Raw genomic sequence first — 16,811 nt, 5'->3', positions numbered from 1 at the left:
CGGCTGTCGGGTCGGTGACGCCGAACTGTCGCCCGGTTCTCAATACACTTATCCCGCGGTGCCGACTTGCCACGGGTATGAGCGAGGTCACGGTCACGCTCCCCGACGGGTCGACCCTCGAGATGGAGCAGGGGTCGACGGTCGAGGACGTCGCGTTCGAAATCGGACCGGGATTGGGTCGGGACACCGTCGCCGGGGTCGTCGACGGCGAACTCGTCGACAAGCACGCCCCCATCGAGGACGACGTGGACGTAGAGATCGTTACACCGAGTGCCGACGAGTATCTCGACGTGTTGCGTCACTCCGCGGCCCACGTGTTCGCACAGGCGCTGGAGCGGCTCTTCCCCGAGGCAAAACTCACCATCGGCCCCTGGACCGACGACGGCTTCTACTACGACATCGCCGGCGTCGAACTGGACGAGGACGATCTCGAAGCCATCGAGGAGGAAGCCCAGAACATCATCGAGGACGACCTCGATATCGAGCGGGACATGGTACCCCGCGAGGAAGCCCTCGATCGGTACGGGGACAACCGTTTCAAACAGGAGATCCTCGAGGACGAGGCCGCCGGCGAGGACCCCGTCCAGTTCTACCAGCAGGGCGAGTTCTACGACCTCTGTCAGGGCCCCCACGTCGAGTCCACGGGAGAGATCGGCGGGTTCTCCCTGCTTGAGATCTCCGGCGCGTACTGGCGCGGCGAGGAGGACAACGAGATGCTCACCCGCGTCTACGGCACCGCCTTCCCCTCCGAGGACGAACTCGAGGAGTTCCTCGAACAGCGCCGGAAGGCCCAGGAACGGGACCACCGCAAGATCGGCCAGGAGATGGACCTCTTTTCCATCGACGAGACGACGGGCCCGGGCCTGCCGCTCTACCATCCGAACGGGAAGACGATCCTGAACGAACTCTCGGACTACGTGGCCGGCCTCAACCGGGAGAACGACTACCGCGAGGTCGAGACGCCCCACGTCTTCCGGACCGAACTCTGGAAGAAGTCCGGCCACTACGAGAACTACGTCGACGATATGTTCCTGCTGGACGTGAACGACGAGGAGTACGGACTGAAGCCCATGAACTGCCCCGGTCACGCGACCATCTTCGATCAGGGGCAGTGGTCCTATCGTGACCTCCCGGTGCGGTACTTCGAGGACGGCAAGGTCTACCGCAAGGAACAGCGCGGGGAACTCTCCGGGCTCTCGCGGGTCTGGTCGTTCACCATCGACGACGGCCACCTGTTCGTCCGCCCGGACCAGATCGAAGACGAGGTCGAGGCGATCATCGACATCATCCTCGACATCCTCGACACCTTCCAGCTGGACTACACCGTGCAGTTCGCCACCCGACCCGACAAGTCCGTCGGGAGCGACGAGATCTGGGAGCGCGCCGAGTCTCAGCTCGAATCGGTCCTGGATTCGGCCGACATGGAGTACGTCGTCGAGGACGGCGACGGGGCCTTCTACGGCCCGAAGATCGACTTCGCCTTCGAGGACGCGCTGGGGCGGGACTGGGACGGGCCGACGGTCCAGCTGGACTTCAATATGCCCGAGCGGTTCGACCTGACCTACGTCGGCGAGGACAACGAGGAACACCGGCCGGTGATGATCCACCGCGCGCTCTATGGCTCCTACGAGCGCTTTTTCATGGTCCTCACCGAACACTACAACGGGAAGTTCCCCACCTGGCTCGCGCCCGAGCAGGTCCGGATCCTCCCGATCAGCGACGACCACATCCCCTACGCCGAGGAGATCAAACGCGAACTCGGCGACTACCGCGTGACCATCGAGGAGCGGTCCTGGACGGTCAAGAAGAAGATTCGCCAGGCCCACGAGGATCTGGTGCCGTATATGCTCATCCTCGGCGACGACGAGGAGAGTTCGGGGACCATCTCCGTGCGCGACCGGAAAGAACGCGAGGCAAACGACGTGGACCCGACGGCCTTCCGCGAGCACCTCGACGACGAGGTGGGTCAACAGCGGATCGAACCGGACTTCCTGGACGACTAGAACTCGTCCTCGGTCCCGCGGAGGACGAACGGGCCGATAGCCAGCGTCCGCTTGGCCACGGTCGCGATCCGGAGGACGTACACGATCAGGAAGACGAACGGCACCAGCGCGACCGTCACTGCGGCGCTCGTGACCCAGACCGGGCCACCGACGCCCAGCACCGACCACGAGGCCATCCCCTCGTCGAAGTAGACGATCATCGACACCGCGACGACGAGCGCCGGCAGTGCCGAGTACAGGAGCACTCGCGAGAGGTCGATCAGTTCCCACTGGAAATACAGCGTCTTGACGTGTTCCCGTGCCGGACCGAACAACTCCAGCGCGTCGAGTAACTCCTCGAAGGCGTCGTCGGCGTCCTCGCTCAGGGCGTCGGCGTCCGTGGTCCACAGTCGTCGAGCCTCGTATATTTTCCCGGAGTAGTTGAAGTTCAGCGCCGCGGAGACCACCGCGAAGGTCCCGAACTCGGCGTCGGCGAGCTGGTCGCTGACCAACGTCGCGTTGTCGGTGACGCTCCCGGTGAACGACTCGATCCGGTCGGCAACCTCCGGGTCGGACACGTCCGCGGCCGCGAGCGCGTCGCTCCGGTCGTGGACGACGTCCACGATCGCACGCAGGAACGCGGCGGGGTTGGCCGGCGCGACGTCCAGCCCCAGCTCCGACTCGATCCTGCGTCGGGTGTCCAGCGATCCCTGCATACGCTCGTACTGGTCGCCCAAGGGCCCCAGTTCCTGTGAGAGGACGAGCTGGTTGATCGTGACGACCAGCGTGACGCCGGTGATGATCGCGGTGACCAGCGCCTGAAACACCGTCTCGACGGGGTCGGCCGACCCGAGTACGCTGCCCAGCGACACCGGATCGACCGCCCCGACGACCACCAGACTGGCAAACACCAGTCCGAGGACGACGGTCGCGACGTGCCACCGCTTCGCTTCGAGCAACAGCCACAGCTTCAGTCGGTTGCCCGGGACCCGCCCGCGCATCGTGTCGCGGTCCCCACGGGCGTCCGCGTCCGTGCCGGCGTTTCGGTCCATACGCCAGTGTCTACCCGAATCCGGAAATCAGTGAGGGACTGTGGTCGAGAACTCGCGCCCGTCTCGGCTCGGTCAGTTCTTTTCCTCTTCTTTCAGCTCTTCGAGTTCGGCGTCGAGTTCCGCGTCGCTGACATCCGTCTCCTCGGTCTCTGCCGGCTCGACATCTGCCGGATCGAGATCGGCTGTCTCGGTGTCGGCCTCCGTGTCGGCCGTCTCGCCTTCGGTCTCGTCCCCGTCTTTCCCCATCTCTGCTTTGATCGTGTCGAGCTCGGCGTCGACCTCGCCCGTGGTCCGGATCTCTTCGAGTTCCCGGTCCAGCTGGTCCTTGTCGCTCATGGCGTCCTCGAAGGCACCGCTCTCCTGGAGTTCGTCCATCGCGGCCGAGCGCGCTTCCATCTCCTCGGTGCGTTCCTCGGCCCGCTGGATGGCTCGGCCCACGTCTTCCATCTCGTCGCCGGCCCCGGTCATCGCCTCGGAGACGCGGTTGGAGGCCTCGGCGGCCTTGTAGCGGGCTTTCATCGTCTCCTTTTTCGTGCGGAACTGCTCGATCCGGTTCTGGAGTTCGTCCTTTTTCTCGATCAACTGGTCTTGCTGGCGCTGGAGGTCCTGGATCTGGCTCTCCAGATCCTCGATCTGGTTCATCTTCTGTTTTTTCTTCTCCAGCGCCCGGCGCGCGAGGTCCTCCCGGTCCTGCCGGACGGCCTCGCGGGCCTGGTCGTTGTGCTTCTCGACGTTCTCCTCGAGGCGGCGCTGCTGGATCTCCAGCCGTTTCTTCTGGGTCGTCAGATCGGCGATGCCCTGCTTGACGTTCTGGAGTTCGTCGCGCATCTGCTCGTAGGAGTAATCTAGCGTCTCCGAGGGGTCTTCGGCCCTGTTGAGGAGCCCGTTGACCTTCGAGCGGACGATGTAGGAGGCGCGCGAGAGGATGCCCATACCTGCCTTAGGTGACCGCTGCCCTTAAAACTCCGACACCCCGACGCTGACCCGTGAGCGAGGAACTTCGTCTCGACGGCGACCGCACAGTCCAGGTCACCGTCGACACGCCCGACGCCGACCGGGCCGTCGTCGCCTGCCCGCCACACCCGCAGATGGGTGGTACCCGGTCGGACCCCCGCCTGCGCGCCGTGGGTGAGGCGCTGGCCGACCGTGGCGTGGCTTGCCTGCGGTTCGACTACGGGCCCTGGGACGAGGGCGCGGGGGAACGCCGGGACGCGCTGAACGTCCTCGCGTCGGCGCGGGACCGCTACGACAGTGTGGCGCTTTTCGGCTACAGCTTCGGTGCCGGCGTCGCCTTGCTGGCGGCGGCCGAGTCGGAGCCGGCCGCCGTCTCCGTCCTCGCGCCCCCCGCGACGCTCGGTGACGAGGACACGGTGGCGGCCCTCGAAACGCTTTCCTGTCCCGTCCAGATTTGCTACGGCGAGCGAGACGGGACCGTGAGCTGGGAACCAGTGGTCGAGCGCGCACGCGAGCGCGGGGACACGGTAGAATCGATTTCCGGTGACCACTTCTTCGCGGGCCAGGTCGACCGGATCGGCGAGTCGGTCGCGGCGTTCCTGGCTGACTGACGGCCACCACGGTCTCGCCCTCCCAGATTCGACCGGCGTCTCACCCTGAAAGCTTAACCGTCTTTGCGCCGACAACACGGAGTATTCACATGTCGGATTCCGGCCAGGGCGACGAACACGAGGCGGTCGACTGGTCGTCGCGGGTCGAGACCGAGGAGACGGTGCTGGACGAGACCTCCGCAGGGCCGCCACGGCCGCCCGAAGGCGACGAGCCGATGCGCGTCGCGACCGAGGAACCGGCCGTCACGACGCCGGGCGATCCCCGGGACGAGATCACAGCCGACCTGATCGAACATTTCGACTCGGCGACCGATCTCGTCGCGCCGCAACCGGACGAATCGTTCCTCCGGGACTCGTTTTTCGACTTCGGGTACGCCGACCGGTACGGCGAACTGGAACGCTACTGGGTGAACAAACCCTTCGCGTACGTCTCGATCATCGAGGACGAACGGGAGAACGACGAGCGCTACCACGTCGTCGAGCCGACGCTCTCGACGTTCGAGCAACACTTCCGGGCGGACATGATCACGGAACTGCGCGAGGTCCTCCTGCACGTCCCCCGGGAGGACGACCCCGAGGAGACGCTCTCGCGGGAACTGGCCGGGCTGGCCAACCGCTACGCCGCCGACGCGGACCCGGGGTCGATCCACAAGGTCCACTACTACATCACCCGGGACCTGCTGGGCTACGACGCAGTCGATCCCCTCATGCGCGACCGCCAGCTGGAGGACATCTCCTGTGACGGGACGAACGTCCCCGTATACGTCTACCACCGGGGGTACCGCGACCTGGAGACGAACGTCCGGTTCGACCGCGAGGCGCTCAACTCGCTCATCATCCGACTGGCCCAGCGCAGCGACAAGCACATCTCCGTCGCCGAACCGATGGTCGACGCCAGCCTCCCCGAGGGCTCACGCATCCAGATGACGCTGGGCGAGGAAGTGAGCTCCCGGGGGTCGAACTTCACGATCCGACGGTTCGCGGAGGTGCCGCTCACGCCGATCGACCTGATCCAGTGGGGCACCTTCTCGGTGGAGACGATGACCTACCTCTGGCTGGCCATCGAGAACAACCTCTCGTTGATCTTCGCCGGCGGGACCGCCTCCGGCAAGACCACCTCGATGAACGCCGTCTCGATGTTCGTCCCGCGCAAGAGCAAGGTAATCTCCATCGAGGACACTCGGGAGATCACGCTCCCCCACGACAACTGGATCCAGAGCGTCACCCGCGAGGGATTCGAGGGCGGCCGGGGCGAGATCGGGATGTACGAACTCCTCCAGGCCGCGCTCCGGCAGCGCCCGGAGTACCTGCTGGTCGGGGAGATCCGCACCGAGCAGGACGTGGCGCTCGCCTTCTTCCAGGCGATGGCGACCGGCCACACCGCCTACACGACGATGCACGCCGACTCGACCGAGACCGTGCTCTCGCGGCTCCAGAACCCGCCGCTCTCGGTCCCGGAACAGATGGTCCGGGAACTGGACATCGTGGCGATCCAGCGGCAACTGTTCCTCGGCGACCGGCGGGTTCGCCGGAACGTCGGTATCTCGGAGTTCTTCCGCGACCCCGACGGCGGCACCGAAGTGCGGGACGTCTACGAGTGGCAACCCGGCGACGACGAGATGGCGTCGGTCGAGCCCTCGGGCAAACTCCGGGAGGTGATGCAGATGCGCGGCTGGGACGAGGCGGACCTGTCGGCCGAACTCGGCCGTCGCGAGCGCCTCCTCCGGCACATGGTGACCGAGGACGTCGCCGACTACGAGACGGTGAGCGCGGTGCTGTGGCGGTACGACCGCGACCCCGATGCGGTGCTCGAACGAGTCGAAGACGGGACCCTTTCCGAACTCGGGACGGATGACTGAGGAACCACAGCCCAGCGAGACCGGGCGCTTCGTGCCGGCCGCCCGGTGGCTCCGGGAGTTCTTCCGTGCGCGCCGGGAGCGCCACGTCGACCTCCGGACCGACCTCAACCGGGCGCGGATGCCGACGACCGTCGACGCCTACCTCGCCCGCGTCGCGACCGTCTCGCTCTCGGCCGTGCTGATCGGTGCTCTCGTCGGTCTCGGCCTCGCACAGGTCCTGGGTGCGACGGTCTTCGCTGGCTTCGCCGTCGGCCCGCTCGGGTCGGTACTGGTCGCGAGTCTCGTCGTTCCGCCCGCCATCGGCGCGGTGTTCGGGCTGGCGACGTGGTTCGGGCTGTACTACGCGCCCCGCTACCGGGCCCGACAGCGCCGCCGCAAGATCGATCTCCTATTGCCGGACGTGATTACCTATATGTTCGCGCTCTCCAGTGGCGGGATGAACACCGTCGAGGTCCTCCGGCGGGTCTCCGAGACCGAGGCGATCTACGGAGAGGCCGCCCGCGAGGTCGACCTGGTGACTCGCGAGATGGAGTATTTCGGCGCGGACTTCCTGACCGCGCTCCAGCGGGTCGCCGACGCCACGCCCAGCGACAACTTGAGCGAGTTCCTCCAGGACCTGCTGGCGATCATCGACTCGGGGGGAAACGTGACGGACTTCCTCGACGAGGTGCGGGGCCAGTACGCCCGCGAGGCCCGCATGGCACAGGACCGGTATCTGGGGACGCTCTCGCTGTTCGCGGAAATCTACGTCGTCGCGATGGTCGCCGGGCCACTGTTCCTGTTGATCCTGCTGATGGTGATCGGCATCCTCGGCTCGCCAACCGGCGACGGGGCGATGCTCATCGTCTACGTCGTCCTGCCGCTGGGGTCGTTGCTCGCCTACCTCATGCTCGACGTGCTCAACGCGCCGTTCACGCAGGGGCGGCGGACCCTGCCCCGGCAGAGCGACGCGCCGGAGACGCCCGACGATCCCGCCGTCGCCGAGTACGAGGCCGAGAAGCGCCGCCAGAAGTTCCGCGACCGCCTGCTGAACCCGATCCCGGAACTGGCCGCGAATCCGATGCGGTCGCTGATCGTCTCCGTTCCGGTGGCGGCGACGCTGGTCGTGGCCCTCGTCGCGACCGGTGTGGTCGAACCGAGCGTCGCCGCGTTCTACGACGCACCGACACGGACGACGGGGCTGTTGGCGGTCCTGCCGTTCGTCCTCGTCACGCTCCCGGTGTCGATGCTGTACGAGGCCCGCGAGCGGGAACTCCGGTATATCCTCGACCGATTCCCGGACGTGCTCTCCTCGGTCGCGAGCGCCAACCGCATGGGCATCCCGCTGTCGGAAGCCATCGACATCGTCGCGCGCCGGTCGACCGGCCGGGTCGGCGACGAACTGGCCCGGGTCCACAACGACGTGGCGTGGTTCGCCGACACGCGGGCCGCGCTCCGGCGACTGGCCGCGCGGGCGCGGACGCGAGACGTGACTCGAACGCTCCGGCTGGTCGTCGACGCTGACGAGACCAGCGGCGACCTCGACCGCGTGCTCTCGATCGCCGCGGAGACGAGTCGCACCCATCGCGAGTTCCGGCGTGCCCGCACTACCGAGGTGTTGAGCTACGTCGCCGCGGCCGTCGTCGCCTTCCTCGTCTATCTGGGGATCGTCCTGCTCATCGACGACTTCTACCTCCAGACCGTCGCCGACGTGGGCCAGACGATCACGACGAGCGACCCGCGCCTGCCGGCGACCCTGTCGGCGATCAACGTCACCGTGTTCCGGCTCACGCTGGTCCACTCGGCGTTCGTTCAAGCGGTGTGTATCGGCATGATCGCCGGCAAGATGTCCCAGGACAGCGCCTACGCCGGCCTCAAGTACAGCATCGCACTGCTCACGGTCTCGGTCGCGGCCTTCTGGGTGATCTGAATGTTCGGACCGCCACACACTGCGACCGACCGCGGCCAGTCCGCGGTGATCGGCTTCGCCCTGCTCTTTGGCATCCTGTTGCTCACCTTGGTGACCGTCCAGACCTTCGCGGTGCCGACCTGGAATCAGGGCATCGAGTTCCAGCACAACCAGCGCGCACAGGAGGACGTGCAGCGCCTCGGGGATGCGATCTCCGAGGTGGCCGCCAGCGGTCGTCCCGGCACCCGGACTGTCACCCTGGGGACGCGCTACCCGACCCGCCCGTTCCTGTTGAATCCGGCGGACCCGACCGGCACGCTCCGGACGAGCGACCCCGGCGAGATCCGGATCGAGAACGCCACCGCCGTCGGCGAGACCAGACACTACTGGACCGGCGATCCGCGGAACTTCAGCACGCGCCACCTCGTCTACGACCCCGGTTACAACGAGTACCGGGCCGCGCCGACGACGGTGCTAGAAAGTGCCGTGGTCCTCAACCGCTTCGAGCAGGGGTCCAGCGCGCTGTCGGGGACGACACTCGTCTCCGGGCGCGACGTTACCCTGACTGCGCTCGCCGGGCGGTTCTCACGGGGCAGTAGCGAGGCCGCGACGGTTTCGCTCGACCCGCTCAGCGCACCGACCGAGACGGTCAGCGTCGAGAGCGCGACACCGATCACCCTCTCGCTCCCGACGACCGCGACCGAATCGACGTGGCGGGACCTGCTGGCCGACGAACGCAATGATTCGGGTGGGTACGTCACGAACGTCTCGGTCGTCCCGGGCCAGCCCCACGACCGTCTCGTCGTGACGCTCGCGGCGAACACCACCTACGACCTCCGACTGGGACAGGTCGGCGTCGGCTCGAACACGACCGATCCGGGGCCGCGCTACGTCACCAGAACCGGCCTCCAGGAGACGACGATCCTCGACGGGACGGACACGCTCCTGACCGCCGAGGTGCGCGACCGCTTCGACAACCCAGAGAGCGGCGTGCCGGTCGCGACCGACGTCGTCGACGGGCCGGGTCGCGCCGAACTCGTCCGCGGACGGACCGACGAAGACGGACAGGCCGTGGTTCGGTACGTCGCGGACGGTCCCGGAACGGCGACCGTCGAAGTGACTTACGGGGACGCGCCCGGCCCGGCACAGACGGTGAACTACACCGTCCGGGTCGTATCGCCGGTCGGGGGCGAGGACGAAGACAACACTGTTACCGATCCGTGCGCACCGGCCGAGTGGACCGCGCCGAACCCGACGCGACAACTCACCGAGGCCGACGAGGGCTGTACGTGGCGGTCGGTCGGTGGTGGCGGACTCTCACTCTCGAACCCCATGTTCGAGTCGGTCAGCGCCGACGGGAGCGACGACGACGAGGAGTACTTCCGGCTGGTCTTCGAGGCCACCAGTGGCTCGGAGACCTACCGGTTCCTGATCCCGGGCGACAGGGACGGGCTGGAGGCGGAACTCGACGACGGCGAGGTCGACGAGTGGAACAACCGCGAGGTCCGAATCCTCCGGCGCGGGCCCACCGACGATTCGTTCTCGGCGGTGTTCGACGGCCGACTCAAAGAGAGTGTCCTCGACCGCTGGTACCGCGGTGAGGAACCGCTGGACCTGCTCGTGTCACAGAGCTACGACGGGAGTTCGCGGGGGCTCTCGACGGTTCGGAACTTCGTTCGGGACAACGACGTGGACGTGACGTTCACCGAGGTCCACGGCGAGGTGACCATTCGCGGCGGCTGAAAAGTGTGCATTCGTTGCACACTCGGGGCTTCCCGTAACCGTTTTGAGCGCCCCGCGCGCACCGTCGGTATGCCGACCGAATCAGAGACGAACTACGACCCGGAGCTGGGTCGGAAGTTCATTTTCGTCACCGGCGGCGTGATGTCCGGACTGGGGAAAGGCATCACCGCCGCGAGCACGGGACGGCTGCTGGCCAACGCCGGCTTCGACGTTACTGCCGTGAAGATCGACCCCTATCTCAACGTCGACGCCGGAACGATGAACCCCTACCAGCACGGCGAGGTGTACGTGCTGAAAGACGGTGGGGAGGTCGATCTGGACCTGGGGAACTACGAACGGTTCCTCGACATCGACATGACTTTCGACCACAACGTCACCACGGGGAAGGTCTACCAGCACGTCATCGAGAAGGAACGCGCGGGCGACTACCTGGGCAAGACCGTCCAGATCATCCCACACATCACCGACGACATCAAGCGGCGCATCCGGGAAGCCGCCGAGGGTCACGACGTGTGCATCGTCGAGGTCGGCGGCACGGTGGGGGACATCGAGGGGATGCCCTATCTGGAAGCCCTGCGCCAGTTCGCCCACGAGGAAGACGACGAGGACATCCTCTTCACCCACGTCACACTCGTGCCCTACTCGAAGAACGGCGAACAGAAGACCAAACCCACACAGCACTCGGTCAAGGAACTCCGATCCATCGGGCTCCAGCCCGACATCCTCGTCGGGCGGTGTGAAGACAAACTCCACGCCGACGTGAAAGAGAAGATCGCGCTGTTCTGTGACGTGCCCACCGACGCCGTCTTCTCGAATCCCGACGTCGAGGACATCTACCACGTCCCGCTGATGGTCGAGGAGGAAGGCCTCGACGAGTACATGATGGAACGGCTCGACCTCAAATCCGAGGCCCTGCCCGAGGCCGAGCGGGACAACCGCTGGCGGGAGCTCGTGACCCAGGACACGACCGGCGAGGTCGAGATCGCGCTGGTCGGGAAGTACGGACTCGAAGACGCCTACATCTCGATCCACGAGTCGCTGAAACACGCCGGCCTCGAAGCTGGCGTGGACGTGGAGACGACCTGGGTCCACAGCGAGGACCTGGCCGACGGCTACGACGGGGAACTCGACGACGTGGACGGCGTGGTCGTCCCCGGCGGCTTCGGCTCGCGGGGCATCGAGGGGAAGATCGAGGCCAGCCGGTACGCCCGCGAGAACGACCTGCCGTGGCTCGGCCTCTGTCTCGGATTCCAGATGGCCGTCGTCGAGTACGCGCGCAACGTCCTCGACCTCGAGGGCGCTCACTCCGCCGAGATCGAGGCGGACACGCCCCACCCCGTGATCGACCTGCTCCCAGAACAGTACGACACCGAGGAGATGGGCGGGACGATGCGACTCGGCGCGCACGAAACCGACATCGACGCCGGGACGGTGGCCCACGACATCTACGGCGACACGTCCTGTACCGAACGGCACCGCCACCGCTACGAGGTAAACCCCGAGTACATCGACGACCTCGAAGACGCCGGTCTGGTCTTCTCGGGCCACACCAACAAGCGCATGGAGATCCTGGAGTTGCCCGATCACCCCTACTATCTCGGGACGCAGTTCCACCCCGAGTTCCGCTCGCGGCCCGGCCGTGCCAGTCCGCCGTTCGTCGGCCTGCTGGAGGCCGTGCTGGACGAGACCGACGCTGAGCCCGAGGAGGTGGAGGCCTGATGGTCGACGTCGATTCCTTTATCGAGGAGAAGATCGAGGAGATTGCCACCGAGGTCGGCGACGCAAACGCCGTCATCGCGCTGTCCGGTGGTGTGGACTCCTCGACGGCCGCCGCGCTGGCCTACGAGGCCATCGGTGATCAACTGACGCCGGTCTACGTCGACACCGGGCTGATGCGGAAAGGCGAGACCGAGCAGATCCGCGAGACGTTCGACTACATGGACTCGCTGCGGATCGTGGAGGCCAAAGACCGCTTCCTCGACGCGCTGTCGGGCATCACCGACCCCGAGGAGAAGCGCCACGCCATCGGCGAGCAGTTCATCCGGGAGTTCGAGACCGTGGCCCGGGAAGTCGACGCCGACTACCTCGTCCAGGGGACGATCTACCCCGACCGCATCGAGAGCGAGGGGACGATCAAGTCCCACCACAACGTCGGCGGCCTGCCCGACGTGGTCGACTTCGAGGGCATCGTCGAACCGATGCGGGACCTCTACAAGGACGAGGTGCGGGAGGTCGCCCGCGACCTCGACCTCGAAGCGATCATCGCCGAGCGGATGCCGTTCCCCGGCCCCGGCCTCGCGGTGCGGATCATCGGCGAAGTGACCGAGGAGAAACTCGGCGTGGCCCGGGAGGCCAACCACGTAGTCGAGGAGGAACTGGAGGATCACGACCCGTGGCAGGCCCTCGCGGCCGTCATCGGGAAGGCCACGGGCGTCAAGGGCGACAACCGCGTCCACGGCTGGGTCGTCGCCGTCCGCTCGGTCGAGAGCCGGGACGGCATGACCGCCCGCGCCCAGAACGTCGACTGGGAGACGCTCCAGCGCATCCAGAGCCGGATCACCGGTGAGAACGAGAACGTCGCGCGCGTGCTGTACGACGTGACCCACAAACCGCCGGCGACCATCGAGTACGAGTAACCGACCCCACCGCTTTTTTCGCTGGCGGGAGTCTGCGGAGTCGATGCCCTCCAGCGCCGAGTCTGCGCCCGACGATCAGGCCCTCGACCTGCCGGGCCGTCCGGAACCGATCCGGGCCGAGATCCGCGCGGTGCCGGTCCTGAACCCGCTGGCCGTGGCGGTCGCTGGCCTGGTCTACGCGGTCGTCCTCGCCCTCGTCCTCTCGCTGTGGTGGGGACTGGGACTGCTGATCTCCCTGCCCGCGCCGCCGATCTCACTGCGAACAGGATTGATACTCTGGCTCGTGGGGATCGGGCTGGCGGTCGGGCGCGACGCGGCCCGGAAGGCCCGGATGTCCGTCGAGATCACGCCGGGCTGGATTACGCGCTCGTTCGGGTCGGAGGCCGTGACGGTGCCCCGTGCCGAGATCGACCGGGTCCGGATCCGGACGACGCTCGTCGACCGCCTCGTCGGAACCAGGACCGTCGACCTCTACGACGCCGACGGGCACCGACTCCGCATCCCGCGCGTCCGTGCCTCGGCGGCCGTCGAACAGGCACTTCTGGGCCAGGACGAACCGGCGGCGTGACCGCATCCGACGCGACGCGACCGTGAGAGCCAAACCCCGGGGGCCACAGAGGGCAATCATGAACGCAGTCATCGCCGGTCCCGACGAACACGACCTCGGGGCGGCGCTATCGGCAGTGGGCTTTTCGGTGACGCGCGCCGCGGGCACAGCCAACCGCCCCGCACTGGAGGAAGCGGGCATTCACGACGCGGATCTGCTGGTCCTCACCGACGCCGCGCTGGCGACCGCGATTCCCGTCGCGACCGATCTCAACGACGACATCCGGATCATCGCCTACACCACCGACTCGCTCCCCGAATTCGTCAAAGGACAGGGCCACATGGCACTGGATCCTCGACTGTTCGATCCCGAGGACGTGGCCGAGGAAGCGGTCGACGCGGGCGAATAGGGCGGCGGAGAGAGCTACAGCGAGTCGGCCAGGGCGTCGAACGCCTCGCGGCCGCGCGCCTCGAAGGGCGTCCCGTGCCCCATCGCCGCAACCGAGAAGTCGGGCGCGCGGTCGGCCAGGTCCAGGATACTCTCCGTGACGGCGTCGGTATCGTAGCTCATCAGCCACGGTGAGGCCTGCAGTTTGCCGCCGGATTCCACGACCAGATCGCCGAGGAAGGCCGCGTCCAGTTCCTCGCTGACGTAGGCGACGTGCCCGGGCGTGTGGCCCGGCGTGTGGTAGGCGGTGAACGAACCGATCTCGTCGCCGTCTTCGACGGTCTCGACGGTGAGGGCGGGGGACTTCAGGAACGGCCCCAGCGCGTTCTGGAGCGCGCCCTTGTGGTTCGACAGTGGGGGTCGTTCCTTGCCGGTCAGGTAGGGTTCGTCGGCCGGCCCGACGTAGACGGTCGCGTCCAACCCCTGCAGGCGGCCGAGGCCGCCCACGTGGTCGAAGTCGTAGTGGGTGAGCAGGATGCGGTCCACGTCCTGCAGGGAGTAGCCGGCCTCGTCGACGCCGAGGACGAGGTTGCGCCCGTCCCACGGGTTGCCCGCGTCGACGAGCGTCACCGTCCCGTCGTCGACGAGGTAGGCGTTCACCCCGCGCAGGTCGTACCACCACACGTCGTCCCCGAGTTCGGTTACCATCGCTACAGTCTGGGGACGCCAGCGGCTAAAAGCCATGCCAACCGACAGGCCCGACGGGGGAACCGCTAAGGCCGGGCCGCCCGACACATCGGATATGACGCTGGATCGACTGCCCGATCTCGACCCGGACCCGGGCGAGGTGATCGACGAGGAACTGGCTGTCAGCGACGACGTGCTGGTGAAAGTCTTCGCCCTGGGACCGGGCGCGGACCTCGACCCGCACGTCCACGACGACGCGTCCAACGTGTTCCACGTACTCGACGGGACCGTGACCGTCGTGCAGGACGACACCGAGGCGACGATCACCGCGCCCGGCGTGGTGTTCAACGAACGGGGTCAGTCACACGGTGCGCGAAACGGGACCGACGACGTGGTGATCCTGACGGCGAGTCTCTGCCCGCTCCCTGGGTGACTGGCCCGGGACGTGGAGCGGTGGGCAAGCGGCTGGACCCGTAGACACTGGATAGCGGGCCGTGTGTCCACGGGTCCTGGACCTGCTAGCCGATTCGGCTCGTCACCGTTTACTCGTCCGCTCTGTGGTGGCGAAGGCAGCGACTGCGCTCGATCAGTACGTCCATAACAATGAGTGGATACGCGGTAGGCCGGGCTATCGCATGATCGGCGCAACTAACCGACCCGTTATTCGCGGACCGTTCGGTGTGAGTGGGTGGAAACAGGCGACAGTCCCAGTGCCGTCGACGGGGGGAGTGTGATGCACTCCGGCCCCACCCGCGTCGGCCGCCGGTCGCTGGTGCTGGCCCTCGTGGTCGCGCTGTGTGTGGTCGCGGTACCCTCCGGTGCGGCGGCTGCGTCCGCGGACGACGTGACGATCACCGTCGAACAGGGCGACGACTGTTACGAGGTCGACCCGCTCGGGAACGGGATCCAGACGGTCGAGGCGTTCTACGACTACGACGTCTCGTACAACTACAGCTCGAACGGGACGACCGAGTTACAGGACAACCAGGTCAGCAACCTCCTGGTCTACCACGGTAGCGAGGGGTACAGTCTGGTCCTGATCCACGACGAGTACGGCGACGCGCCGTACGGTGGCGTCGCCTCGATGACGTTCACCGGGCTCCCGACCGACGGCGAGTGGGCCGTCGAGGACGACGGATACGACGATCGTGACGACAACTTCGACCACCAGGGTACTCGGAGCGAGATCGACTGGATGTGGTACGAGGACCGGAACGATGGCGGCGCGTTCCGCGGGCTGACCGCGAGCGAGACCGTCGCGATCACCGTCGACCCCGCGTTCAACGAGGACGCCGCGGCCTGGGGCGAGTGGGACGCCTCGGGCGACGAGAACAATCGGGTCGAGGAGTGGCGACTCTACACCGGTCCCGACGAGACGACGACCCTCGACATGGACCAGTCCGTGACCGTCGCCAACTCCGGGTGTGACGACCCGCCGTCGGCCGCGCTCGCCGCCCAGCCCGAGACCGCCGCTGTGGGCGAGTCAGTCACGCTGAACGCCTCCAACGCGACCGACGACGAGGGGATCGCTGGCTACGGCTGGGACTTCGACGGCGACGGCACCGTCGATCTGAACACGACGACGCCGACCGCGGCCTACACCTACGACGCGACCGGCGACTACGAGGCCGCCGTCACCGTCCGGGACGACGCGAACAACACCGACACCGCGACGACGACCGTGACGATCACCGAAGACGGCTCCGACGGCGACGGCGGTGACGGCGACGAGGAGAACGGCGGGTCCGGGGACGGCGACGGAGACACGGGTGACGGTACCGACGGCCCCGACGACACGCCGATGGCCGCGCTCACCGGCCCGGCGGCGACGACGGTCGGCGAGCCGGTTACCCTCGACGCGACCGCCTCGACCGACGGTGACGGCATCGCGAGCTACGGCTGGAACTTCGATGGCGACACCACCGTCGACCGAACGACGACCGAACCGACGGCCGAGACGAGTTTCGAGACGTCGGGCACCTACACCGTCGTCGTCACGGTGAAAGACGAGAACGGCAACGCGGCGACGGCCGAACACACGATCGAGGTCGGTGCGACCGACGCGGGGCCGACCGGCGAGATCGCCGCGCCCGCGGCGGCGACCGTCGGCGAGTCGGTCACCGTCGAGGCGGCGAATCTCTCCGACGGCCTCACACACGTCTGCTGGTACTTCGACGGTGAGACCGGTCCCGAGAGCCAGACCGCCACGCACACCTTCCAGGAGACCGGGACCCACGATATCACGCTCCAGTTGAAAGACGATCAGGGGCGGACGACCGCCGTTTCGACCCAGATCGACGTGGTCAGCGACGATTCCGGGGATGAATCCGACGGCTCCGAGGACGGGGGCTCCGACGACGGCTCCGACGAAGATGGGTCGGACGATAGCGACGGGAACGACGGGTCGGACGATAGCGACGGGAACGACGGGTCGGACGATAGCGACGGGAACGACGGGTCGGACG

14 protein-coding genes are annotated in these 16,811 nt (G+C 67.0%); 11 read left to right on the top strand and 3 right to left on the bottom strand.

Annotation, left to right across the window (positions count from 1 at the left end; genetic code table 11):
- The first annotated feature begins 77 nt into the window (after positions 1 to 77).
- The gene (gene thrS, locus BMX17_RS01600; RefSeq protein WP_092656944.1) at positions 78 to 2,003 is read left to right on the top strand and encodes a threonine--tRNA ligase; all 1,926 of its coding nucleotides are present in this window, start codon (positions 78 to 80) and stop codon (positions 2,001 to 2,003) included.
- On the opposite strand, the gene BMX17_RS01595 is transcribed toward thrS, so the two are convergent.
- Positions 2,000 to 3,034 (bottom strand): DUF7972 family membrane protein, encoded by a 1,035-nt coding sequence (locus BMX17_RS01595; protein WP_211611262.1) that lies wholly within the window; start codon positions 3,032 to 3,034, stop codon positions 2,000 to 2,002. The two genes, thrS and BMX17_RS01595, sit on opposite strands and share 4 nt — an antisense overlap.
- Before the next feature lie 72 nt (positions 3,035 to 3,106).
- Complete coding sequence (locus tag BMX17_RS01590) at positions 3,107 to 3,967, bottom strand: PspA/IM30 family protein (RefSeq protein ID WP_092656942.1); 861 nt, start codon at positions 3,965 to 3,967, stop codon at positions 3,107 to 3,109.
- A gap of 53 nt (positions 3,968 to 4,020) precedes the next feature.
- Here BMX17_RS01590 and BMX17_RS01585 point away from each other — a divergent pair, with 53 nt between their 5' ends.
- The 8 genes from BMX17_RS01585 to BMX17_RS01550 all read left to right on the top strand — a co-directional run bounded on the left by BMX17_RS01585 (position 4,021) and on the right by BMX17_RS01550 (position 13,681).
- Positions 4,021 to 4,599 carry an alpha/beta hydrolase gene (locus BMX17_RS01585; RefSeq protein ID WP_092656940.1) on the top strand — a complete coding sequence of 193 codons (579 nt, stop codon included), beginning with the start codon at positions 4,021 to 4,023 and terminating at the stop codon, positions 4,597 to 4,599.
- An 89-nt stretch (positions 4,600 to 4,688) separates the two neighbouring features.
- Positions 4,689 to 6,458, top strand: coding sequence for a type II/IV secretion system ATPase subunit (locus BMX17_RS01580; RefSeq protein ID WP_092656938.1), 1,770 nt, complete (start codon positions 4,689 to 4,691; stop codon positions 6,456 to 6,458).
- Entirely contained in the window at positions 6,451 to 8,367 is a 1,917-nt protein-coding gene (locus BMX17_RS01575; RefSeq protein WP_092656936.1) for a type II secretion system F family protein, read from the top strand. The genes BMX17_RS01580 and BMX17_RS01575 overlap by 8 nt, the downstream gene beginning before the upstream one ends.
- A complete protein-coding gene (locus BMX17_RS01570) occupies positions 8,368 to 10,089 on the top strand; it encodes an Ig-like domain-containing protein (RefSeq protein WP_092656934.1) in 1,722 nt (573 codons plus the stop codon).
- Positions 10,090 to 10,158: 69 nt separating this feature from the next.
- The gene (gene pyrG / locus BMX17_RS01565) at positions 10,159 to 11,808 is read left to right on the top strand and encodes a glutamine hydrolyzing CTP synthase (RefSeq protein ID WP_092656932.1); all 1,650 of its coding nucleotides are present in this window, start codon (positions 10,159 to 10,161) and stop codon (positions 11,806 to 11,808) included.
- The gene (gene guaA, locus BMX17_RS01560) at positions 11,808 to 12,725 is read left to right on the top strand and encodes a glutamine-hydrolyzing GMP synthase (protein WP_092656930.1); all 918 of its coding nucleotides are present in this window, start codon (positions 11,808 to 11,810) and stop codon (positions 12,723 to 12,725) included. Before pyrG ends, guaA begins: the two co-directional genes overlap by 1 nt.
- Positions 12,726 to 12,768: 43 nt before the next feature.
- The gene (locus tag BMX17_RS01555) at positions 12,769 to 13,293 is read left to right on the top strand and encodes a hypothetical protein (protein WP_092656928.1); all 525 of its coding nucleotides are present in this window, start codon (positions 12,769 to 12,771) and stop codon (positions 13,291 to 13,293) included.
- A 58-nt stretch (positions 13,294 to 13,351) separates the two neighbouring features.
- Entirely contained in the window at positions 13,352 to 13,681 is a 330-nt protein-coding gene (locus tag BMX17_RS01550; RefSeq protein ID WP_092656926.1) for a DUF7126 family protein, read from the top strand.
- A 14-nt stretch (positions 13,682 to 13,695) separates the two neighbouring features.
- On the opposite strand, the gene BMX17_RS01545 is transcribed toward BMX17_RS01550, so the two are convergent.
- Positions 13,696 to 14,367: an MBL fold metallo-hydrolase gene (locus BMX17_RS01545; protein ID WP_092656924.1), complete on the bottom strand. Its 672-nt coding sequence runs from the start codon at positions 14,365 to 14,367 to the stop codon at positions 13,696 to 13,698.
- A gap of 94 nt (positions 14,368 to 14,461) precedes the next feature.
- Here BMX17_RS01545 and BMX17_RS01540 point away from each other — a divergent pair, with 94 nt between their 5' ends.
- Both BMX17_RS01540 and BMX17_RS25805 read left to right on the top strand, forming a co-directional pair.
- The gene (locus BMX17_RS01540; RefSeq protein ID WP_092656922.1) at positions 14,462 to 14,779 is read left to right on the top strand and encodes a cupin domain-containing protein; all 318 of its coding nucleotides are present in this window, start codon (positions 14,462 to 14,464) and stop codon (positions 14,777 to 14,779) included.
- 255 nt (positions 14,780 to 15,034) lie between these two features.
- Positions 15,035 to 16,811: PKD domain-containing protein (locus BMX17_RS25805; protein ID WP_211611261.1), on the top strand; the 1,777-nt coding region annotated here is incomplete at its 3' end.

It is taken from the genome of Halorientalis persicus (assembly GCF_900110215.1).
Taxonomy (GTDB): Archaea; Halobacteriota; Halobacteria; order Halobacteriales; family Haloarculaceae; genus Halorientalis; species Halorientalis persica.
The sequence above is the reverse complement of the archived record's forward strand: the minus strand, read 5'-3'. Positions and strand labels throughout refer to the sequence as shown.